Origin of the sequence: Reyranella sp., from assembly GCF_965279465.1 — a bacterium.
Taxonomy (GTDB): Bacteria; Pseudomonadota; Alphaproteobacteria; order Reyranellales; family Reyranellaceae; genus Reyranella.
In genome coordinates, this window is sequence record NZ_OZ257242.1 from 7,203,309 (window position 1) to 7,222,155 (window position 18,847).

22 protein-coding genes are annotated in these 18,847 nt (G+C 66.7%); 13 read left to right on the plus strand and 9 right to left on the minus strand.

The window, feature by feature from the left end:
• Positions 1 to 42: 42 nt before the first annotated feature.
• Entirely contained in the window at positions 43 to 1,026 is a 984-nt protein-coding gene (locus ACQY8M_RS35100) for a ketopantoate reductase family protein (RefSeq protein ID WP_428666427.1), read from the minus strand.
• A 61-nt stretch (positions 1,027 to 1,087) separates the two neighbouring features.
• Between ACQY8M_RS35100 and ACQY8M_RS35105 the strand changes: the two genes are divergently transcribed.
• On the plus strand, positions 1,088 to 2,158 hold the full coding sequence (locus ACQY8M_RS35105) for an amidohydrolase family protein (protein ID WP_428666429.1): 1,071 nt from the start codon (positions 1,088 to 1,090) through the stop codon (positions 2,156 to 2,158).
• 78 nt (positions 2,159 to 2,236) lie between these two features.
• Here the strand turns inward: ACQY8M_RS35105 and ACQY8M_RS35110 are convergent, their stop codons facing one another.
• The 4 genes from ACQY8M_RS35110 to ACQY8M_RS35125 form a co-directional block, all read right to left on the minus strand.
• Positions 2,237 to 2,779 carry a hypothetical protein gene (locus ACQY8M_RS35110; RefSeq protein ID WP_428666432.1) on the minus strand — a complete coding sequence of 181 codons (543 nt, stop codon included), beginning with the start codon at positions 2,777 to 2,779 and terminating at the stop codon, positions 2,237 to 2,239.
• Entirely contained in the window at positions 2,776 to 3,630 is an 855-nt protein-coding gene (locus ACQY8M_RS35115) for a VOC family protein (protein WP_428666435.1), read from the minus strand. Before ACQY8M_RS35115 ends, ACQY8M_RS35110 begins: the two co-directional genes overlap by 4 nt.
• A 15-nt stretch (positions 3,631 to 3,645) precedes the next feature.
• A complete protein-coding gene (locus ACQY8M_RS35120) occupies positions 3,646 to 5,010 on the minus strand; it encodes a glutamate--cysteine ligase (RefSeq protein ID WP_428666438.1) in 1,365 nt (454 codons plus the stop codon).
• Positions 5,011 to 5,149: 139 nt separating this feature from the next.
• The gene (locus ACQY8M_RS35125) at positions 5,150 to 5,938 is read right to left on the minus strand and encodes a 16S rRNA (uracil(1498)-N(3))-methyltransferase (protein WP_428666441.1); all 789 of its coding nucleotides are present in this window, start codon (positions 5,936 to 5,938) and stop codon (positions 5,150 to 5,152) included.
• Positions 5,939 to 5,955: 17 nt separating this feature from the next.
• Here ACQY8M_RS35125 and ubiA point away from each other — a divergent pair, with 17 nt between their 5' ends.
• The 5 genes from ubiA (at position 5,956) to ACQY8M_RS35150 (ending at position 9,846) form a co-directional block, all read left to right on the plus strand.
• Complete coding sequence (gene ubiA, locus ACQY8M_RS35130; protein WP_428666444.1) at positions 5,956 to 6,882, plus strand: 4-hydroxybenzoate octaprenyltransferase; 927 nt, start codon at positions 5,956 to 5,958, stop codon at positions 6,880 to 6,882.
• Positions 6,882 to 7,556 (plus strand): class I SAM-dependent methyltransferase, encoded by a 675-nt coding sequence (locus ACQY8M_RS35135; RefSeq protein ID WP_428666447.1) that lies wholly within the window; start codon positions 6,882 to 6,884, stop codon positions 7,554 to 7,556. Before ubiA ends, ACQY8M_RS35135 begins: the two co-directional genes overlap by 1 nt.
• 63 nt (positions 7,557 to 7,619) lie before the next feature.
• A complete protein-coding gene (locus ACQY8M_RS35140) occupies positions 7,620 to 8,372 on the plus strand; it encodes a hypothetical protein (RefSeq protein WP_428666450.1) in 753 nt (250 codons plus the stop codon).
• A gap of 36 nt (positions 8,373 to 8,408) precedes the next feature.
• Entirely contained in the window at positions 8,409 to 9,311 is a 903-nt protein-coding gene (locus tag ACQY8M_RS35145; RefSeq protein ID WP_428666452.1) for a DMT family transporter, read from the plus strand.
• A 58-nt stretch (positions 9,312 to 9,369) separates the two neighbouring features.
• A complete protein-coding gene (locus ACQY8M_RS35150; protein WP_428666455.1) occupies positions 9,370 to 9,846 on the plus strand; it encodes a CreA family protein in 477 nt (158 codons plus the stop codon).
• Positions 9,847 to 9,859: 13 nt separating this feature from the next.
• Here the strand turns inward: ACQY8M_RS35150 and ACQY8M_RS35155 are convergent, their stop codons facing one another.
• On the minus strand, positions 9,860 to 10,573 hold the full coding sequence (locus ACQY8M_RS35155; RefSeq protein ID WP_428666458.1) for a hypothetical protein: 714 nt from the start codon (positions 10,571 to 10,573) through the stop codon (positions 9,860 to 9,862).
• Positions 10,570 to 11,319 (minus strand): tetratricopeptide repeat protein, encoded by a 750-nt coding sequence (locus ACQY8M_RS35160; protein WP_428666461.1) that lies wholly within the window; start codon positions 11,317 to 11,319, stop codon positions 10,570 to 10,572. The genes ACQY8M_RS35155 and ACQY8M_RS35160 overlap by 4 nt, the downstream gene beginning before the upstream one ends.
• Positions 11,320 to 11,360: 41 nt before the next feature.
• On the opposite strand from ACQY8M_RS35160, the gene ACQY8M_RS35165 reads away from it, so the two are divergent.
• Positions 11,361 to 12,863, plus strand: a complete 1,503-nt coding sequence (locus ACQY8M_RS35165) for a UbiD family decarboxylase (RefSeq protein WP_428666464.1) — start codon at positions 11,361 to 11,363, stop codon at positions 12,861 to 12,863.
• Here ACQY8M_RS35165 and ACQY8M_RS35170 read toward each other — a convergent pair.
• Together ACQY8M_RS35170 and ACQY8M_RS35175 are read right to left on the minus strand one after the other, a co-directional pair.
• On the minus strand, positions 12,860 to 13,630 hold the full coding sequence (locus ACQY8M_RS35170) for a hypothetical protein (protein WP_428666467.1): 771 nt from the start codon (positions 13,628 to 13,630) through the stop codon (positions 12,860 to 12,862). The two genes, ACQY8M_RS35165 and ACQY8M_RS35170, sit on opposite strands and share 4 nt — an antisense overlap.
• Positions 13,631 to 13,642: 12 nt before the next feature.
• Positions 13,643 to 14,722, minus strand: a complete 1,080-nt coding sequence (locus ACQY8M_RS35175; protein WP_428666470.1) for an LLM class flavin-dependent oxidoreductase — start codon at positions 14,720 to 14,722, stop codon at positions 13,643 to 13,645.
• A 28-nt stretch (positions 14,723 to 14,750) separates the two neighbouring features.
• Here ACQY8M_RS35175 and ACQY8M_RS35180 point away from each other — a divergent pair, with 28 nt between their 5' ends.
• The 6 genes from ACQY8M_RS35180 to ACQY8M_RS35205 all read left to right on the plus strand — a co-directional run bounded on the left by ACQY8M_RS35180 (position 14,751) and on the right by ACQY8M_RS35205 (position 18,811).
• Positions 14,751 to 16,172 (plus strand): MATE family efflux transporter, encoded by a 1,422-nt coding sequence (locus tag ACQY8M_RS35180; RefSeq protein ID WP_428666472.1) that lies wholly within the window; start codon positions 14,751 to 14,753, stop codon positions 16,170 to 16,172.
• 55 nt (positions 16,173 to 16,227) lie between these two features.
• The gene (locus tag ACQY8M_RS35185) at positions 16,228 to 16,542 is read left to right on the plus strand and encodes a nucleotidyltransferase family protein (protein ID WP_428666475.1); all 315 of its coding nucleotides are present in this window, start codon (positions 16,228 to 16,230) and stop codon (positions 16,540 to 16,542) included.
• 93 nt (positions 16,543 to 16,635) lie between these two features.
• Complete coding sequence (locus tag ACQY8M_RS35190; RefSeq protein ID WP_428666478.1) at positions 16,636 to 17,271, plus strand: TetR/AcrR family transcriptional regulator; 636 nt, start codon at positions 16,636 to 16,638, stop codon at positions 17,269 to 17,271.
• Between the two features lie 109 nt (positions 17,272 to 17,380).
• Positions 17,381 to 17,791 (plus strand): DUF2852 domain-containing protein, encoded by a 411-nt coding sequence (locus ACQY8M_RS35195; protein ID WP_428675580.1) that lies wholly within the window; start codon positions 17,381 to 17,383, stop codon positions 17,789 to 17,791.
• Positions 17,792 to 18,016: 225 nt separating this feature from the next.
• Positions 18,017 to 18,514, plus strand: coding sequence for a tRNA (N6-threonylcarbamoyladenosine(37)-N6)-methyltransferase TrmO (tsaA, locus tag ACQY8M_RS35200; protein ID WP_428666480.1), 498 nt, complete (start codon positions 18,017 to 18,019; stop codon positions 18,512 to 18,514).
• A 102-nt stretch (positions 18,515 to 18,616) separates the two neighbouring features.
• Positions 18,617 to 18,811: an aldo/keto reductase gene (locus tag ACQY8M_RS35205; protein ID WP_428666482.1), complete on the plus strand. Its 195-nt coding sequence runs from the start codon at positions 18,617 to 18,619 to the stop codon at positions 18,809 to 18,811.
• The last annotated feature ends 36 nt before the right edge of the window (positions 18,812 to 18,847 follow it).

Here is an 18,847-nt window from a genome sequence, read left to right on the forward strand (position 1 = left end):
GCCCTCACGCTTACGCGATTCATTCGGACTGTGATGAAGAAATCAGGGCATGTACAGACCCTTGGCCGCGCCGAGCCGCACGCAGATCGCCTCGATGGCGTCGAGCGTCGGTGTCGCGATACCCGCCGCGCGACCGAAAGCGACGGGCGCACGCACGATCGATTCGATCTCCATCGGCCGGCCAAGCTCGTAATCCTGCAGGATCGACGGACGATGGTCGGGATAGACCCGGTGAGGTCCGAAGCGCTGCTCGGGACTGTCGTCGAGCACCACGCCGTGCGCCGCCGCGATCGCCAGCGCCTCTTCATGCGCGCGGCGGGCCAGCGGATTGATCGTCGGGTCGCCAAGGACCGTCGTGGCCTCGCGCAGGATGAGGCACAGCGCCGAGCCGCAGAGATTGGCCATCAGCTTGTGCCAGATGTCGTAGCGGATGTCGGTCGTCGCCGGCGAGGCGATCCCTGCCGCGATCAACGTCTGGCGCAACGCGCGGATGCGCCGGCTCTGGCGGTCGTCGGTCTCGGCGACCCACAGCGTATTGCGCTCGGGCGAGATGTTGCGCACCACGCCGGGCGCCATCACGTGGTTCGACGACGTCACCACCGCGCCCACGGTGCGCTCCAGCCCGATCGTGCGGGCGAGCACACCGCCCGGATCGAGCCGCGACAGGTCGGGTGCCGCGGGCCGCGCACCGAGCCCATGGCCGTACCACCAGGGAATGCCGTTCTGCACAAATGCGACCATCGTATCGGCGCCGAGCAGCGGACCAATCGTGTCGGGCAGCACGTGTTGGCCCGACGACTTCATGGTCACCAGCACGGCGTCCTGCGGCCCGAGATCGGCCGGCTTGTCGCTCGCCTTTACCGGCATCACGATCTTCCGGTCGCCAGTGAGCAAGGTCAGGCCGTTGGCGCGGATCGCCTCGAGATGGGCGCCGCGCACGACGACGGAAACCTCATTGCCTGCCGCGGCGAGGCGCGTAGCGAAATTGCCGCCGATCGAGCCCGCTCCGTATACGCAAATACGCATGATCCCCACTTCCCTGTTCCGCTATCGTAGCGGGCGCGCACGCAAAGTGCGGGAGGAAAAGATGGCTGCCAGGGAATATCGCGGGCTCGCTTATCGCAATAACGCCGACCTCGCCGCGTGGCTTGCCAAGCGGCCAACGGAAACGGCGCTCGAGCCCGAGTTGCCGATTATCGATCCGCATCATCATCTTTGGCACACGCCGACGCGTGGGCTTTATTTCCTGCCCGAGCTGATGGCCGATCTCAGTGGCGGTAAGGGGGGCGGCGGGCACAACATCGTCTCGACCGTGTTCCTCGAGTGCCAGTCGATGTTCCGCGCGGGCGGACCGGACGAGCTTAAGCCGGTCGGCGAGGTCGAGTTCGTCGCCGGCCAGGCCGCGCAGAGCGCATCGGGGCAGTACGGCAAGACGCGCGTCTGCGAAGGCATCATCGGCTGGGCCGACCTCATGCTCGGCACGAAGGTGCGCGAGGTGCTCGAGGCGGAGATCGCCGCCGGCGGTGGCCGCTTCCGCGGCGTGCGCTACGGGACCTCCTACGACGAAGGCATCGCCGGCAAGTTCGTGTCGCGCACCATGCCGGCGCACCGGTTGCTCGATCCCAAGCTGCGCGAGGGCTTCGCGGTGCTGGGCAAGATGGGGCTGACGTTCGACTCGTGGCATTTCCATCCCCAGTTGCCCGACCTGGTCGATCTCGCGCGCGCCTTCCCCGACACGACGATCATTTGCGACCATGTCGGCGGCATGCTGGGCATCGGCCAGTACGCCGGGAAGACCGCAGAGGTGATGCCGGTCTGGAAGAAGAGCATTGCCGAGCTGGCCAAGTGCCCGAACGTGCACATGAAGCTCGGTGGGCTCGGCATGACCTCGTTCGGCTTCGGCTTCGAGTTCGAGGATGCGCCGCCCTCGTCGGAGAAGCTCGCGGAAACCTGGCGGCCTTATATCGAGCCCTGCATCGAGGCATTCGGCGTCGACCGCTGCATGTTCGAGAGCAATTTCCCGCCCGACAAGCAGTCGTGCGGCTACACCGAGCTGTGGAACGCGTTCAAGCACCTGACGAGGAACGCTTCGGCCGCGGAGAAGACGGCGCTGTACAGCGGCACGGCGGCGAAGGTGTACCGGCTGATCAAGCCTTAGCTGGGACCGCGCCACTCCGTGGCGCTCATCGTCATGACCATGAGCGCCACGGAGTGGCGCGGTCCCGGCCTTGAGTTCCTACGGCTTCGTTTCCGCCAGCTTCAACGAATCGAGGAAGCGATTGGCCGCCGCCTTGCTGCTCTCGTCGCCCACGGTCACGAGCAGGCGAAACAGCCGGTCCTTGACGATGTAGGTGCGCATCATCACGCCAGCGCCAGCCTCGCCCTCGATGTCGAGTGCGTAGCCGTCCCAGCCCTGCAGGGTGATCGGCTCGTCGCGCAGATACTTGTACTTGGGCTTGGGAAACGCTTTTTCCGCATCGCCCCGGCCGAGCTCCTTGGCCATCACCTTGCCGTCGCGGCTCGAAAACCAGCCGGGCTCGTAGTCGACGTAGTCGAAGTTGAAGATCTGCTCGCCCCGCTTGGACTCCCAAGCGACGCGCACTCCGGCGTGGCCCTTCTCCTTCTCTTCGGCAGTGGATTTGGCCGCAGGCGCCGGCATCTCGAGCCGGAAGCGCAGGTCTGGCGCCACGACGGTCTGCCACTCGTCGGCTTGCGCCCGTGCACTCAACGGCACTGCCATCAACGAAAGAAGAACCAAACGGCGATTGATGAAAATCATGCAGCCGGCACCAGATCCTCTCGGCCCGACCACTCCCACGCCACGCCGGTGCGCGAGACGCCGAGCAGCAGGCCATGCAGTTCCCTGGGATGTACCCAACCACCGTCGGGCTCCGTTACCGGATCGCTGCCGCGCGGCGTGTACCGCGCATTCGCTTCCAGCAGCCGCCCGCGCAGGTCGGGCCAGTCGTGCACCTCGACGTAGCACATGTAGAGCGAGTCGCCGTGCTTGTGGGCAAAACGGCCCATGGGATGGACGTTGTCGGTGACCTGGCTCAATTCGATGCGGTCGAGCCGGTTGGGCGGGTCGAAAAGGGTGAGTGTGCCGATGTAGCCGAAGCGCTCGCTGCCGATCGCGCTGAAGCGCGACGGGTCGAGCCCGAACAACCCGGCATAGACGGCGGCCACCCGGCGCCAGTCGCTGATCAGCGTGTTGGTCGTCTCGTACAGGAACGACACCGGCCCGACTCGTTTGCGGTAGGTGCTCTGCGAGATCACGATCGGCAGCCCGAAGGTGACGTCGGGGCCGAGATAGAGCTGCTCGCCATCGAGCTCGTAGGGGATACCGAGACCCTCCCAGCGCTTCACCATGCCGTCGAGGTCGGCGGTGCAATACCCCGCCGTCATCAGCCCTTCGCCGCGCCTGGCCAGGAACTCCTGCGTCACCCCTCCGCCGTCGGGCTCGCACAACTCGAACTCGCTCTCGCCAACCGCGAGGATGGTGCGCTTCGCGCCGAGACGGCGGCTGTGGTCGTGGCGCGCGGTCTCGCAGCCCAGCAGCCGGCGATAGCGCTGCGCCGCCTTGGCGGCGTCGTGCACGGCAATCTGGACGCGGTCGCAGCGGTCGAGCATGGACCGCACCCTAGCTCAATAGGCGTAGTCGCGGAACAGCGGCGCGAAGGCGCCACCCCATTCGCCCCGCCATTTCTCCAGCAACTCGTCGGCAAGCGCGAGCCCGCTCGCCACCGCCCGGTCGAGCGGCGCCAGGTAGATCGTCTCGTCGTTGCCGTGCGCATCGAGCCGATTGCGCGCGCGCAGGCCGGCATGGGCAATCTCGACCACCTCGCGCCCGAGGTCCGACAGCGGCCGGCCCTGAAACCTGGTGGCAAGACCGGCGCGCGGCGTATGGCTGCGCAGATAGTCGTGGTCCTCGACCGTCCAGTCCTTCACCAGGTCCCATGCCGCGTCGAGTGCGGTCTGGTCGTACAGCAGGCCGACCCATAGCGCGGGCAACGCGTTCAGTGCCGGATAGGGCCCCGAGTCGGCGCCGCGCATCTCGATGTAGCGCTTGAGCCGGACCTCGGGGAACGCCGTGGTGATGTGATCGGCCCAGTCGTTGATCGACGGCAGCTCGCCCGGCCGTGCCGGGAGCCTGCCCTTCAGGAAATCCTTGAAGTCCTGGCCCGAGGCATCGATGTACTTGCCGTCGCGATAGACGAAGTACATCGGCACGCCGAGCATATAGTCGGCATAGCGCTCGAAACCGAAGCCGTCCTCGAAGACGAACGGCAGCATGCCGCATCGGTCGGGATCGGTATCGGTCCAGATGTGGCTGCGATAGCTCTTGTAGGGGACGGGCTTGCCCTCGACGAAGGGCGAATTGGCGAACAAGGCGGTCGCCAGCGGCTGCAGGGCGAGCGAGACGCGGAATTTCTTGACCATGTCGGCTTCGGACTCGAAGTCGAGATTGGTCTGCACGGTACAGGTCCGCAGCATCATGTCGAGGCCGAGCTTCCCCTTCTTCGGCATGTACTCGCGCATGATCTTGTAGCGGCCCTTGGGCATCCAGTGGATGTCCTCGCGCTTCCATTCCGGCGCGAAGCCCAGCCCGATGTACCCTGCGCCGATCTCGTTCGCGACTTCCTTGACCTCGCGCAGGTGCTGGGCATTCTCCTCCGCCGTCTCGTGCACCGTCTCGAGCGGCGCGCCCGACAGCTCGAACTGACCACCCGGTTCGAGCGTGATGCTGGCCTTGCCGCGCAGCAGCGCAATCGTATTGTTGCCTTCGGTCACCGGCTCCCAGCCGAAGCGGGTCATCCCGTCGAGCATGGCGCGCACGCCGCGCTCGCCGTCATAGGGCAAAGGCTTGAGCGTCTTCTTGTCGAAGCCGAACTTCTCGTGCTCGGTGCCCAGGCGCCAGGCGGCGCGGGGCTTGTTGCCGGCAGCAAAATACTCGATCAGCTGCCGCCGATTTTCGATCGGCGTGCCGCCGCCCGATGGTGGTGCGGACATGCGTTGGTGCTCCCTGATCACCACGCGCTGTGAGAGTGCGCGGCGGCGCGGTCACATGAGCTTTCCTCACGCGAGCCTGCGGCTGGTTCATGATGTTCGGAGTCCCCTGTCCCATATCGGCAGGGGCGGACGCAAGGCTCTAAACGGCGCCACGCGATGTGCGGTAATCGCTCGGTAATCTCGGCGTCGGCCTCCGCCAGTCACCCACGATGCTCTGCCAGCAGGCCAGCGCCGCCAGCGCCGCGGTGTCGGCCCGCAGGATGCGCGGACCGAGCCCGACAGCCATGACATCCTTCATGCGACGAAGTGCCGACAGCTCGATTTCGGCAAAGCCGCCTTCGGGCCCGATCACGATCGCCCAGGGCGCGGCACGCGCCGCCTCGTCTAGTCCGCCCAACGCCTCGCCAATCGGCGGCCCGCCGCCGGTCTCGTCGCACATCAGCAGCCGGCGCTCCGGCGGCCAGTCGGCCAGCAACCGCATGAGATCGATAGGCGCTCTCACCTCGGGCACCAACAGCCGCTCGGTCTGTTCCGCCGCTTCCACGGCATTGGCGCGCAGTCGCTCGACATTGACGCGCTCGACATTGGTATGCCGGGTGATCACCGGCTGCAGCACCGCGACGCCAAGCTCGGTCGCCTTCTCGGCGATGTAGTCGATTCGCGCCCGCTTGACCGGCGCAAAGCACAGCCAGACATCAGGCTCGGCAGCCTGTTCGCGCGTCCTCTCGCCGACCTCGGCGACGGCCGCCTTCTTGCCGCGCAACGACAGCCGCGCCTGCCATTCGCCGTCGCGGCCATTGAACAGCAGCAGGTCCGCGCCCTCCTCCCGCCGCATGACATGGCGCAAGTAATGGGCCTGCGCCTCGTTGAGCGCGGCCTCATTCCCTGCGGACAGATCGGCTTCGACGAATAGACGCATAGCGCTCATGCGCCCATGATGCCGTGATGACGACCGGGCCGACAACCACGGGCTTCACCGACATCGACAGCCAGCATTGGACGCTGCGCTATTTGCCGGCGTGGGCGCGGCCCTACGGCCGGCTCGCGCGCTGGGACCGGCCGATCGGCACCTGGCTGCTGATGCTGCCCTGCTGGTGGTCGGCGGCGCTGGGCAGCGGCCAGAATTGGGGCAACCTGATCGGCTGGATGGCGCTGTTCGCCATCGGTGCGCTCGCCATGCGCGGTGCGGGCTGCACCTGGAACGATATCGTCGACCGCAAGATCGATGCTCGGGTCGAGCGCACGCGCAGCCGGCCGCTGCCGGCCGGTGAGGTCAAGCTGCGCGACGCGGTGATCTGGATGGCCCTGCAGTCGCTGGTCGGCGTGGCGATCCTGTTCAAGCTGAACAAGTTCGCAGGCGGCGTGGCGCTGCTTTCGGTGGCGATCGTCGCGATCTATCCGACGATGAAACGCTTCACCTCCTGGCCCCAGGCGGTGCTTGGCCTCGCCTTCAACTGGGGGGCGCTGGTCGGCTACGCAGCGGTGACCGGCACGCTCTCGTGGGCGACGATCGCGCTCTACTGGGGCGGCGTCGCCTGGACGCTGGTCTACGACACGATCTACGCCATGCAGGACCAGCGCGACGATTCGATCATCGGCGTGCGCTCGACCGCGCGCCGCTTCGGCGACAAGCCACGGCGGTGGCTGGCGCTGTTCGCCAGCGTGACCGTGCTGTGCTGGATGCTTGCCGGCCTCCTCGCGCATCTGCAGCCGATCTATTACGCAGGCCTGGCCGCGATCGCGCTGCACTTCGCCTGGCAGATCATCTTCGTCAAGCCCGACAACCCGGCCGACTGCCAGGCAAAGTTCAAGTCGAACGCCCAAGTCGGCCTGCTGCTTACCGCGGCAATCGTCGCGGCGCATCTTCTCTGATGGCGCGCCTGCCAGCGGACCCGGAAGGATTCGTCCGCGCCAACCTCGCCCTCGAACGCCCGGCCATGGTGCCGGAGTTCAGGCTATGGCTCGCCACCGAGTATGTGCCGATCTGGCAGGCGACCGAAGCCTGGATGGAGCAGCAGAATATCGATCCTCCCTTCTGGGCCTTCTGCTGGCCCGGCGGCCAGGCGATTGCGCGCTATCTGCTCGACAATCCCGACACGGTGCGGGGCAAGCGCGTGATCGACTTCGCGGCGGGCTCGGGCGTGTCCTCGATGGCGGCGTCCCACAGCGGCGCGGCCGCGGTGACCGCCAACGACATCGATTTGCTCTCGCTGGTCGCCGCACGGCTGAATGCCGAGGCGAACGGACTTGAGTTCGAGGTCAGCTCCGACGACTGGCTCGCCAACCCCGACCACGCGCCTGCCGCCGACGTCGTGATCGCAGGCGATGTCTGCTACGAGCGCGAGATGTCGGTCCGCGCCCTGGCCTGGCTACGCAGCCACGCCAATGCCGGGCGGCTGGTGCTGCTCGGCGACCCGGGGCGCAACTATTTCTCCGCACAGGGACTCGAGGAACTCGCACGCTACGAGATCCCGACCTCCCTGCAGCTCGAAAATCGCGGCATGCGCGAGACGGTCGTCTGGAAGGTTCTGCCGCTCGCGGACTAAAATAACGTCTGGGCGGCATTCCTTGACTGTTCTTTAACAGAGCTTTCGGAGTACAGCTTGCGCATGGCCCCGAAGAATCCGAAACCGGCGCTGGAGCCGGCCGATTTTGCCGCTCTCTACGAAGGTTTCGATGCACCCGTGTCGCGCTACGATTGCGGCCGGAAATGCGCGCCGCTGAACAACGGCACGGCGCTCTGCTGCTCGGCGGATAATGCGGTGGTGGTCGCCTACAAGGCGGAGTTCGAGTTCCTGAAGGGCCGCACCGACATATGGTCGAAGTTCAAGCCCTACGATTATCCGACCCGGCAGATCGTCGAAGAGCTGACGCACGACTGCATGGCGATCGAGTGCAAGGGCGTCGCGTTCTGCGAACGCAACAACCGGACGCTCACCTGCCGGGGCTTCCCGTTCTATCCCTACCTGACCCGCCAGAAGGAGCTCGTGGGAATCGGCACCTACTGGATGTTCGAGGACCGCTGCTGGATGATCTCCAACCTCGAGATCGTCGAGCGCACCTTCATCGATCAGTTCCTCGCCACCTACGAGGCGATCTTCGCTAAGGACCCAAGCGAGTTCCAGACCTACGTCGAATTCTCAGCCTCCGCACGCCGCGTCTTCTCGCGCTGGAAGCGCGAGATCCCGCTGCTCGGCCGCGACGGCAAGCTGATGATCGTCGAGCCGTCGACAGGCGCGATCCGGCCCGGCAAGCTGAAGGATTTCCCAAAGATGGCCCCGTTCAATTCCGAAAGGGCCTACAAGGCCGCATGCAAGGAAGCCGGCGGCGAAGTCCCGCCGGAAGGCCTGCGCGTCCCCTGATCGTGCGCGCTCGAGGCTCTGCCTGACAGCTCTGCGGTGTCTCCGCGTCGTCGTCTCGCCTGGTTCCTGCTGCTGCTCTCGCCCGCGCTGTTCGGGGTCAACATGCTCGCGGCGCGCTACGCCACCTTCGTGCCGCCCAATGCCCTGGCGCTCGGACGCTGGCTGCTGGTCGCGCTCCTGCTGCTGCCGTTCGTCTGGCCGCGGCTGCGGACCAATGCCTCCGCGCTCGGCCGCGAATGGCCCGACATCCTGCTGTTCGGCGCGCTCGGCATGTGGATCTGCGGCGCCTTCGTCTATATCGGCGCGCATACCAGCACGGCGCTCAACATCGGGCTGATCTATGCCGCGTCGCCGATCCTCGTGGTGCTGCTGGGCCGCGCGATCGACAAGGAGCCGCTGAGCGCCGGACGGGTCGCGGGCATCCTGCTCTGCCTCACGGGCGTCGCCATGGTCTTCACGCGCGGCCGGGTCGAGAACCTGCTCGACGTGCAGTTCGGCGCCGGCGATCTCTGGATCGCCGCGGGCTCGGCGAGCTGGGGCCTCTATTCGGTGCTGCTGCGTCATCGCCCGAGTCGCTTCGATCCACTCACCCGGCTCTGCCTGTTCTCGCTGGCGGGCTCGCTGATCCTGCTGCCCTTCACCGTCGGCGAGGCGATCCTGTGGGGACCGCCCGACCTCGCCGACATGCGGGTCTGGCTGGCCTGGCTGGTGATCGCGCTGGTGCCGGGCATCGGCGCCTATGCGGCCTATGCCTTCTGCGTCGTCGAGCTCGGCCCGTCGCGCACCAGCCTGGCGATGTATCTCGGGCCGCCCTATGTCGCCGTGATGGCCTGGGCCGCCCTGGGCGAGCGGCCGCAATGGTACCATCTGCTGGGGATCGCCCTCGTCCTTCCCGGCCTCTTCCTGGCGACGCGTCCGACCCGTCCGCGCCCGGCCTGACCGAGCCCTTGGCGCAGCATCCCGTACGCACCATGTCCTGTCCCGAAGGAGTCCGTCCATGCGCCGTGGCCTGCTTGCCGTCCTGCTCTCGCTGATTGCCCTGCCCGCCCTATTCGCCCCGGCATGGGCCGAGGACGTCGGGTCTGTCGGCTATCGCTTCAAATGGCTGGGGCCGAACGACAAGATCGTCGTCGAGGCGTTCGACGACCCCGACGTGCCGGGCGTGACCTGCTACATGAGCCACGCGCGCACCGGCGGCATCAAGGGCGCGATCGGGCTCGCCGAGGACCCGGGCGAGGCCTCGATCGCCTGCCGTCAGGTCGGGCCGGTCGACGTCGAGAAGCTCGACAAGATCCGGAGCCCGCACGAGGTATTCAGTTCGCGCGCCTCCCTTATCTTCAAGTCCACCCAGGTCACCCGGTTCTGGGATGCCAAGCGCAAGGCTCTGATCTATCTCGTCTATACCGACCGCATCATCGAGGGCAGCCCGCGCAACTCGATCAGCGTCGTGCCGGTCGGCATGACCACCAACTAGGCGGACCCCTGCCTCAGTCGCGAAACAGGAACGTCCCGAGCAGGACCCAGCGCGCCGCCTTCGCCGTTCCGGCGAGCGGCGTGGTGTAGTGCCAGAATGGCAGCCGGTAGGCGGTAACCGTCGCGGGCGCGGCGACCGAGACGATCTCGCTGAAATGACCGGCGCGGCTATAGACCAGCCACTGGTGCGCCACGCCCGGCGTGCACAGGCTAAGATGCAGGTCGATATAGCCGCGCGCCGCCGCCGGGTTCTCGGGGTGATGGTCGTTGTGCGGGCCGGCATAGTCGCCCGGCCCGTAGCGCAGCACCTGCAGGCCCCAGCCCGTCCGCAGCGTGCGGCCGGCCAGCGCCTCGGCGAAGGCGCGGAACGAGGCCGAGCGCATCATCCGCACCAGGCCGATCCGTTCCGCCGCCTTCACGCCGGGCTCGCGCCGGCTGTCGAAGAAGATCGTGCTGTTGCGGCTGGTCTTGGGCAGCAGCTCGCCATAGTCGCGCTGCATCTCCCAAATCGTTTCCGGCGGGATCGGCTTGGCGAGCGGCTCGAGCACCGGCGTCAGCGCCTCCTCGAGCACGCGACGCACCTTGCCGGCTTTCGCGCGGTCGAGCAGATCGTCGGCCGCGAGGAAGCGCCGCTTCGGATCGGCCAGCGCGCCGCAGAGAGGATGAGTGCCGGCCAGCACGCGCTTGCCGGCGCGGCTCAGCAGGTCCTCGAATTCGGCGGGAATCACGCCAGGTTTCGCTGCGCTTGGGCGAGCCATTCGCGATCGGCCGGATCGAGCTTGCCGGGATCGCGTCCGTAGGTGCGCACGGCCTCGGTGAAGGCCTCTTTCGCGCGCCCGGCCTCGCCCGCCTTCTTCATCAGCAGGCCGTAGCGCACCTGCGCCTCCGGCCCCGGCGCGTAGCCGATCAGCGCGCGCCAGGCCTCGGCGGCCTCCTGCAGGCGACCCGCGCCTTCGAGCGAGCGCGCCTGGATCAGGCGGGCTTCGCGCGACTCGTAGTTGGGGCTGTCGCGATAGAGCTTGTCGAGCGCCTCCGCAGCACCGGCGTGATCGCCGCGGCCGGAGAGCGCCTTCGCCAGCCCGATCAGCAGCGCCGGATCGTCCGCCAGCGGCCCGACCAGCGCGGCCCGGTAGAGCGCCTCCGCCTCGGCCCATCGCCCGCGCTTCATGTGCTCCTCGGCGAGGTGCCGCCGGTTGTCGGCGGTGTCGAGGACCTCGAGATTGGCCTCGCCCTCGCGCAGCGCGCGGTTGGGATCGAGCACCTCGCCGAGCCCCGAGACGGCCCGGCGCGCGGCACGGCTGGTGCGCATCTCGGGCAGCACCTCGATCAGCAGGTAGGCGATCGAGCCGAGGCCGGGCAGGAAAATCAGGATCAGCAGCCAGTAATTGATCCGGCCGGTCCTGATCGCGTGGAAAATGCAGCCGGCGTAGAGGGCGAGGCCCAGCAGGCCGGCGAGCGAGAAGTTGAGGTCCATGTGGCCGTTGCCTCCCACATGCCGCGCGTCTAAGCAACACCATGCCCTATGCCTCGCTCCGCGATTTCATGGCCCGCCTCGAACGGGAGGGCCGGCTGGTGCGCGTCAAGGCACCGGTGTCGCCGGTGCTCGAGATGACCGAGATCCAGACGCGGCTTCTCGCGGAAAAAGGCCCGGCGGTGCTGTTCGAGAACGTCACCGGTTTCGACATGCCGGTGCTGGTAAACCTGTTCGGCACGGTCGAGCGGGTCGCCTGGGGCATGGACCGCGAGCCGCACCAGTTGCGCGGCGTCGGCGAGACGCTGGCCTTCCTGCGCCAGCCCGAGCCCCCGGGCGGCTGGCGCGAGGCGCTCGACATGCTGCCGATGCTGCGCACCGTCATGGCCATGAAGCCGCGCACGGTCTCCAGCGCACCGTGCCAGGAAATCGTGCTGACCGGCGACGCCATCGATCTCGGCAAGCTGCCGATCCAGACCTGCTGGCCGGGCGAGCCCGCGCCGCTGATCACCTGGCCGCTGGTCGTGACGCAGGGCCCCAACCCGAAAGGCGACAAGCAGGACAGCTTCAATCTCGGCATCTACCGCCTGCAGGTCACGGGCAGGAACACCACGCTCATGCGCTGGCTGAAGCATCGCGGCGGCGCGCAGCATCACGCGCGCTGGAAAGGCGCCGGCAAGCGCGAGCCGCTGCCCGCCGCGGTCGTGATCGGCGCCGATCCCGGCACCATCCTCGCCGCCGTGACGCCGGTGCCGGACACGCTGTCCGAGTATCAGTTCGCCGGCCTGCTGCGCGGCAAGAAGGTCGAGCTGGTCGAGTGCAAGACGGTGCCGCTCAAGGTGCCGGCCGAGGCCGAGATCGTGCTCGAGGGCCATGTCAGCCTCGACGACTACGGCGACGAAGGCCCCTACGGCGACCACACCGGCTACTACAACAGCGTCGAGCAGTTCCCGGTCTTCACGATCAGCGCGATCACGATGCGCCGGAAGCCGATCTACCTCTCGACCTTCACCGGCCGGCCGCCCGACGAGCCCAGCGTGCTGGGCGAGGCGCTCAACGAGGTGTTCATCCCCCTCTTCCAGCAGCAGTTCCCCGAGATCGTCGACTTCTGGCTGCCGCCGGAAGGCTGCTCCTACCGCATCGCCGTGGTGTCGATGAAGAAGGCCTACGCAGGCCACGCCAAGCGCGTGATGCTGGGCGTGTGGAGCTACCTGCGGCAGTTCATGTACACGAAATGGGTGATCGTGGTGGACGCCGACATCGACGCGCGCAACTGGAAAGACGTGATGTGGGCGCTCTCGACCCGCATGGACCCCGCGCGGGATATCACCGTGATCGAGAACACGCCGATCGACTATCTCGACTTCGCGAGCCCGGTGAGCGGCCTCGGCTCGAAGATCGGGCTGGACGCCACGGACAAATGGCCCGGCGAGACCAACCGCGAATGGGGCCGCCAGATTCGCATGGACCAGGCCGTCATCGACAAAGTCGATACGATGTGGAGCACATTGGGGCTGCCGGGCGGCGGAAAGAAAATCTGGCGCTAGTTGCGCGCGGTTGGCGGCTGCCAGGGCACAATGGAAGTGAATCGGAGCATGTGCGGCGTTTCAGAAAGAGGACTTGCCGAGTAGAATTTCGGCTTCGCGTCTACGACGATTTCCAAGCCCGGCAGAACGAATTCCTTCTCCCGCTCCTGAATCTGGATCAGATAGCGATCGACGTACTCGTGCAACCAGTCGTCGAAGTTGATGACAATGTAGACGATTCTCTTGATGTCCACTGCCATTGAGAATGCAGCCATCTGTAGGTCGGCGCGCCTTATCGTCGATGCGATCTTCAGGAAAAATTCCTTGCTCAGCAAAATTGCGACAGAGCTAACAGGATTTTGTAACTGAGCGACAATTGCGCGTGTCGACCGATTGATGGTCTTTGCTTCGCACAGAACGTCAACGCCGCCGAGCTTTGCGCGCAGATCAGGCGTCTTGATGTCCGAATTGCGCGGGACGAATTCAACCGAAGTGTAGCCAGAGCGGACGAGGTAATTATAGGCCTTGGCTTCATTCAGCTCGCTGAATGGCCCTTGCCAGCCCCGAACCTTCTCTTTCTTCAAGAAGAGTGGGCCGACTTTCGTTCTCAGATGATCCCACGCGGCAGGGTCCAGAGATGCCAGCTCCGCTTCAATGTCTACGAAGTACTTCTTCTTGATTGGGTTATCCCGCAGCGAAGCGGCGAAGTTCTTGAAGTACGATCTCGGTGCACCTTTCAAGCTCGCCACGAGTTCGTAGGTTCTGGGCAGCTCTTCCGCTCGCATCACCCGCTAACCGCACTAATGCATACCCGGCAGCACGTGCTTCGCGACAAGGTCGCGATTGACCGCCGCATCCTCCGCCGACGCGCCGCGGGTGCCGCCGCTGATCGCGACCTTGTCGAGACCGAGGGCGGCCAGCGACTTCAGGCGCTCGACGCAGCGCTCGGGTGAGCCGACGACGGCGAAGCGGTCGACGAAGTCGTCGGCCAGGGTGCCGGCTTGGCGCGAATCGGCGCGGGTGTGCTGCTTCATGTCGTAGTTGGTGACCAGCGTCTCTAGCTGCTCGCGGTCCCTGGCCGAGACCGGGCCGTTCGCCTTGCCGTGCATCACCGAGAAGCGCGCGAAGGTCGTGAGGCCGCCGCGCACCAGGCCGCGCGCCTTCTCGATATCGGTATGGCAGCCCATGTTGATGTAGGCGCCGAAGGCGATCGCGTCGGGATCAAGGCCGGCGTCGCGCCGCGTCTTCCTCGCCAGCTCGATGCCCCATTGCAGGCGCTCGACGTCGGCGCCCACGGTGAACATCACGCGCTCGGCATGCAGCGCCGACATCGCGATCACCTTGGGGCCGCTGGCCGCGACCTCGACGGGCACCTTGGCGTTGCCCTTCTTGACGCCCTCGGCAATCCAGCCGATGCGGCTGTCGGGCGGTGCGTCGTGCAGATGCAGCTCCGACATCGGCGGCGCGAATTCGGGCGGAATGTCGATCTCGCCGAACGGCACGCTGTCGCCGGCAAGATAGGCCTGGAGCTGCACGAGGTAGCGTTCGAACTGCTTGAGCCGGGCCGGCGCGCGGCCGAGATGGGCGAGTGCCGAATCGCCGCGGCCGATGCCCAGCACCGCGCGGCCGTTGGAGATGCGATCGACCGAGGTGATCGCGGTCGCCGTCGCCGCGGCGTGGCGCGTGACCGAGTTGGTGACGCCGGTGCCGAGGCCGATGCGCTTGGTCGCCACGGCGGCGAGCGCGAGCGAGACGTAGGGGTCGCCCGACAGATTCTGTGAATCGACCACCAGCAGGCCGTCCCAGCCGGCCGCCTCGGTCTCCTGCGCGGTGCGTGCTGCGCCGCGTGCCGACGCCACCTGTGTGGTCCAAAGTTGCATGTCTTTCCTCCGGTCCCATATCGATAGCGTGACGCCCCCCAAAAACAAGCTCCTCGAGGGGCCGATCCTGCGTTCGCTGCTGACCTTGGCGATTCCCATCGTGGCGGCGAACGTGCTGCAGTCGGGCTACCAGATCATCGATGCCTTCTGGGTCGGGCGATTGGGTGGTGCCGCCATCGCCGCCGTGTCGCTCAGCTTCCCGGTGATGTTCCTGATGTTCGCGGTCGGCGCGGGGCTGTCGATGGCCGGCTCGACCCTGATCGCGCAATACGTCGGCGCGCGGAACGAACGGATGGTGGGGCACGTCGCGGGCCAGACCATCCTGATGGTCGTCCTCGCCTCGCTGGTGCTGGGGGCGATCGGTTATTTCACGGCGCCCGCGCTGCTGAGGCTGATGGGGGTCGCTCCCGACGTCTATGCCGGCGCGCTCGGCTTCATGCGCGTGTCGTTCATCGGGCTGGTGTTCAACTTCACCTTCTTCGTCTTCAACGCGATCATGCGCTCGCTCGGCCGGGCGACGCTGCCGGTCTGGATCGTGGGCGGGACGGTCGTGCTGAACTTCGGGCTCGACCCGCTGCTGATCTTCGGATGGGGTCCCGTGCCGGCCTATGGCGTGATGGGAGCGGCGATCGCCACGTTCATCACCCAGGGCATCGCCGCGATCATCGGCGTCGTCATCCTGCGGCGCGGCATGCATGGCGTCCATGTGCGGCGGGCGGACCTCGTGCCCGACCTGGGGTATGTGAAGCGCGCCTTCTTCCTGGGCTTCCCTGCCTCGATCGAGATGTCGGCGCGCGCGCTCGGGCTGATGATGATGACGTTCCTGATCACCAGCTTCGGCACCCTGACTCTCGCCGCCTACGGCGTCGGCTCCAACGTCGTGGGCGTGGTCATCATCCCGGCGATGGGCCTTTCGATGGCAATCTCCACCTTGGTCGGGCAGAACATCGGCGCCGGCGATATCGAGCGCGCGGCGCGAATCGGCCGGCTGGGCGGCCTGCTGGGCTTCGTGAGCCTGTCGGTTCTCGGCCTGCCGGTCTTCCTCTTCCCGGCTTCGATCGTCGCCTTCTTCGTGCCGGACGACCCGGCCGTCATCGCTGCCGGGGCGGAGTATCTCCGCATCGTGGCGCCGGCCTGGGGCTTCCTCGGCCTGCAGTTCGCGCTGACCGGCGTGCTGCGCGCCTCGGGCAACATGGTCATGACCATGGTGCTGACGCTCGTGTCGCAATGGGTGCTGCAGTTCCCGCTCGCCTACGTGCTGTCCAAGCACACGACGCTTGGAGTCGAGGGCATCTGGTGGGCGTTCCCGATCGCCAACGTGGTCATCGCGCTGATCACGATCGGTGTCTACGCCAAGGGCGACTGGAAGAAGAAGCGCCTGCTCGACGAGGAGGAAGTCCTCACGGGCAAGGTCACCGACGAGATCCTGACGGGCGAGGTGCCGCGATAGGCAGCTCCTCCGCTATCGCCTGCAAGACGCCGACGGACGCGCTATAACGTCGATCATGGCTGGCCCCGATCTCACCCTGATCCGCGAGTCCAAGCGGCGCGCGGAAGAGGCTCTGCCCGGCCGCATCGTGCGCGTGCTGCTTTACGGATCGCGGGCCCGCGGCGATGCGCGCGATGACTCCGATTGGGATGTCGCCGTCTTTCTTCGCGGCAAACCGACCCGGGATGACCGGAATGTCCTGTCGGACGTCGGCTTCGACCTCATGATGGAATACGGCCAGCATGTCCAGACGGTGGCGATCGATTCAGCTCGACCGGTCGAGCACTCCTCCTTCCTCAAGAATGTCTACGAGGACGGCATCGCCGCGTGACGCTGTCCCGGACGCAAGCGTCCGCAGCACGGGAAGCAGCCATCGAGTTCCTCGCCTATTGCCGCTTCCTGCTTTGATGTAAAAGCCCTTAACATGAGTTGGAAAAAACGCGCCCGCGACGGCGCGTACCATCACGGCAATCTGCGCGAGGCGCTGATCCAGGCAGCGCGCGAGCTGATCAAGGAGAAGGGCCCGGGGGGCTTCACCTTCGCCGATGCCGCGCGTTCGGCCGGCGTCTCGCCCGCGGCGCCCTATCGCCACTTCCGCGACCGCGAGGCGCTGCTGGCGGACGTCGCGCGCGAGGGCTTCGTGCGCTTCGAGGCGATGCTCACGACCGGCTGGGCGAACGGCAAGCCCAACGCGCTCACCGCCTTCAACAATGTCGGCCGCGCCTATCTCGCCTTCGCACGGGCCGAGCCCGCCTACTACGCCGCGATGTTCGAATCGGGCCTGCCGCCCGACATCAATCCCGAGCTGCGCGCGGCGGGAGACCGCGCCTTCAGCGTGCTGCGCACCGCCGCCGACGGGCTGGTCGCGATGTTGCCGGCCGGCAAAAGGCCGCCGGCGCTGATGATGAGCCTGCATGTGTGGTCGCTGGCCCATGGCATCGCGTCCTTGTTCGGCCGCGGCGACGCCGGCCGCCGCAGCCTGCCGATGTCGGCCGAGGAACTGCTGGAGTCGGCGATGCTCATTTATCTGCAAGGGTTGGGCTTTCCGGCACAGGCCTAAAAATGCACAGAGCGGGCTTGATTCCGCCCGGCGCGATACCCAATGTAAATGTCGTTAACATTTACATCGTTAACATCTCAAGAAGGAGGCCACCGTGAATTACGGCCTGATGATGGAAAGACTGGACGACATCCCCAAGGCCGCGTGGATCGCCCTGGTGGTGCTGGGTTTCATCGTGTTCTGGCCCGTGGGCCTCGCTCTTCTGATCTACCTGAAATGGAGTGGACGCATGTCTTGGTGGAAGAATGGCCCTTGCGGCCGCTCGCAGCAGGCCGGGAGCCGCGAGGAGTTCCGCGCCTGGCGCGGCCGCAGCCGCCCGTGGGGAAGCAGCTCGAGCGGTAACGTCGCCTTCGACGAATATCGCGAGGAGACGCTGCGCAAGCTCGACGAGGAGCAGCGCGAGTTCCGCGACTATCTCGACCGGCTGCGCTCGGCCAAGGACCGCGCCGAGTTCGACCAGTTCATGAACGAGCGCCGCGGCCGCCCGCCGGCCACGGATGTGCCGCCGCCGTCCGCCTGAGACGCCGACGCCCCAACCGATAGAGTCGCCCGCGATGGTCGCCATCGCGGGCGTTTTCGTTTGTGGAGAGCGCGCATTGCGTCGGCCGTCTCGTAGCCGCTATGGTTCAACAGGAATAACGCCAGCAATCGAGGTGCAGCCATGAAAATTAGCGCGCACACAACACGGCCCATGCGATCGCGAAGGCATCCGACGTGATGGTCGGGCTCGACGACTGATCAGCCGATGGTCCGGTTGAACGAGGTCCGGCAGGGCGAGTTGCAGGTCGAGCTGCCGATGCGCACCGACGCCGAGCTCTATTTCATCGGCCGCATCCATACGCCGTGGACCGACCGGCTGAGCACGCCGCGTCAAGGCCGGCCCGACGGGCCGACCTGCCGCATCGAGCTGTTCGCGCCGTGGGACAAGGGGCTCGACAGCATCGCCGAGTTCGAGCGGCTGGAGGTGCTCTACTGGCTGCATGAGTCGCGGCGCGATCTGGTGCTGCAGGCACCGAAAAGCGACGGCAACGGGCGCGGGGTGTTCTCGCTGCGCACACCGGTGAGGCCCAATCCGATCGGCACCTCGATTGTGCAGCTCGAGAAGGTCCAGGGCTCGGTCCTGCTGGTGCGCGGACTCGATTGCCTCGACGGCACGCCGCTGATCGACCTCAAGCCCGATCGCACGCTGTTCAAGCCGCTCGCGCCCGCGCAGGCCGGCGACTTCCAGGTCGGCGACAAATGACGCTGAAAGCGCATCTACTCCGCCCATCGCGGTCATCCCGTACAATCCGCTGGCCGGCGCCATGCTGACCGGCAAGCACAGCGCCAAGGTGCCGCCGCCGGCATGACCATGGCAACGATGGCGATGCGCTGGGTGATCTCGAACACCGCGATCACCGCGCCGATCATCTGCGCCAGCAAGCCCGAGCAGCTCGCCGACGGCTCCGCGGCCGCCGAGCAGGGCGCGCTGCCCAAGGACCTCAAGGCCAGGCTCGACGAGATCACCCGCGAATGGCAGGCGGTCGACGCCGAACGGTGACGCCGCCCCGGCTTGCGCGGCGCCGGCCGGTGCGCG

What these genes read in the sequence shown, in the direction of transcription:
- ACQY8M_RS35160 (WP_428666461.1), bottom strand. Translation starts at nt 11,319, where the DNA reads ATGGACCTCAACTTCTCGCTCGCCGGCCTGCTGGGCCTCGCCCTCTAC.
- ACQY8M_RS35195 (WP_428675580.1), top strand. Translation starts at nt 17,381, where the DNA reads ATGATGGAAAGACTGGACGACATCCCCAAGGCCGCGTGGATCGCCCTG.
- ACQY8M_RS35115 (WP_428666435.1), bottom strand. Translation starts at nt 3,630, where the DNA reads ATGCTCGACCGCTGCGACCGCGTCCAGATTGCCGTGCACGACGCCGCC.
- ACQY8M_RS35165 (WP_428666464.1), top strand. Translation starts at nt 11,361, where the DNA reads ATGCCCTATGCCTCGCTCCGCGATTTCATGGCCCGCCTCGAACGGGAG.
- ACQY8M_RS35175 (WP_428666470.1), bottom strand. Translation starts at nt 14,722, where the DNA reads ATGCAACTTTGGACCACACAGGTGGCGTCGGCACGCGGCGCAGCACGC.
- ACQY8M_RS35125 (WP_428666441.1), bottom strand. Translation starts at nt 5,938, where the DNA reads ATGAGCGCTATGCGTCTATTCGTCGAAGCCGATCTGTCCGCAGGGAAT.
- ACQY8M_RS35205 (WP_428666482.1), top strand. Translation starts at nt 18,617, where the DNA reads ATGACCATGGCAACGATGGCGATGCGCTGGGTGATCTCGAACACCGCG.
- tsaA (WP_428666480.1), top strand. Translation starts at nt 18,017, where the DNA reads ATGGTCCGGTTGAACGAGGTCCGGCAGGGCGAGTTGCAGGTCGAGCTG.
- ACQY8M_RS35105 (WP_428666429.1), top strand. Translation starts at nt 1,088, where the DNA reads ATGGCTGCCAGGGAATATCGCGGGCTCGCTTATCGCAATAACGCCGAC.
- ACQY8M_RS35150 (WP_428666455.1), top strand. Translation starts at nt 9,370, where the DNA reads ATGCGCCGTGGCCTGCTTGCCGTCCTGCTCTCGCTGATTGCCCTGCCC.
- ACQY8M_RS35110 (WP_428666432.1), bottom strand. Translation starts at nt 2,779, where the DNA reads ATGATTTTCATCAATCGCCGTTTGGTTCTTCTTTCGTTGATGGCAGTG.
- ACQY8M_RS35190 (WP_428666478.1), top strand. Translation starts at nt 16,636, where the DNA reads ATGAGTTGGAAAAAACGCGCCCGCGACGGCGCGTACCATCACGGCAAT.
- ACQY8M_RS35135 (WP_428666447.1), top strand. Translation starts at nt 6,882, where the DNA reads ATGGCGCGCCTGCCAGCGGACCCGGAAGGATTCGTCCGCGCCAACCTC.
- ACQY8M_RS35140 (WP_428666450.1), top strand. Translation starts at nt 7,620, where the DNA reads ATGGCCCCGAAGAATCCGAAACCGGCGCTGGAGCCGGCCGATTTTGCC.
- ACQY8M_RS35185 (WP_428666475.1), top strand. Translation starts at nt 16,228, where the DNA reads ATGGCTGGCCCCGATCTCACCCTGATCCGCGAGTCCAAGCGGCGCGCG.
- ubiA (WP_428666444.1), top strand. Translation starts at nt 5,956, where the DNA reads ATGACGACCGGGCCGACAACCACGGGCTTCACCGACATCGACAGCCAG.
- ACQY8M_RS35100 (WP_428666427.1), bottom strand. Translation starts at nt 1,026, where the DNA reads ATGCGTATTTGCGTATACGGAGCGGGCTCGATCGGCGGCAATTTCGCT.
- ACQY8M_RS35120 (WP_428666438.1), bottom strand. Translation starts at nt 5,010, where the DNA reads ATGTCCGCACCACCATCGGGCGGCGGCACGCCGATCGAAAATCGGCGG.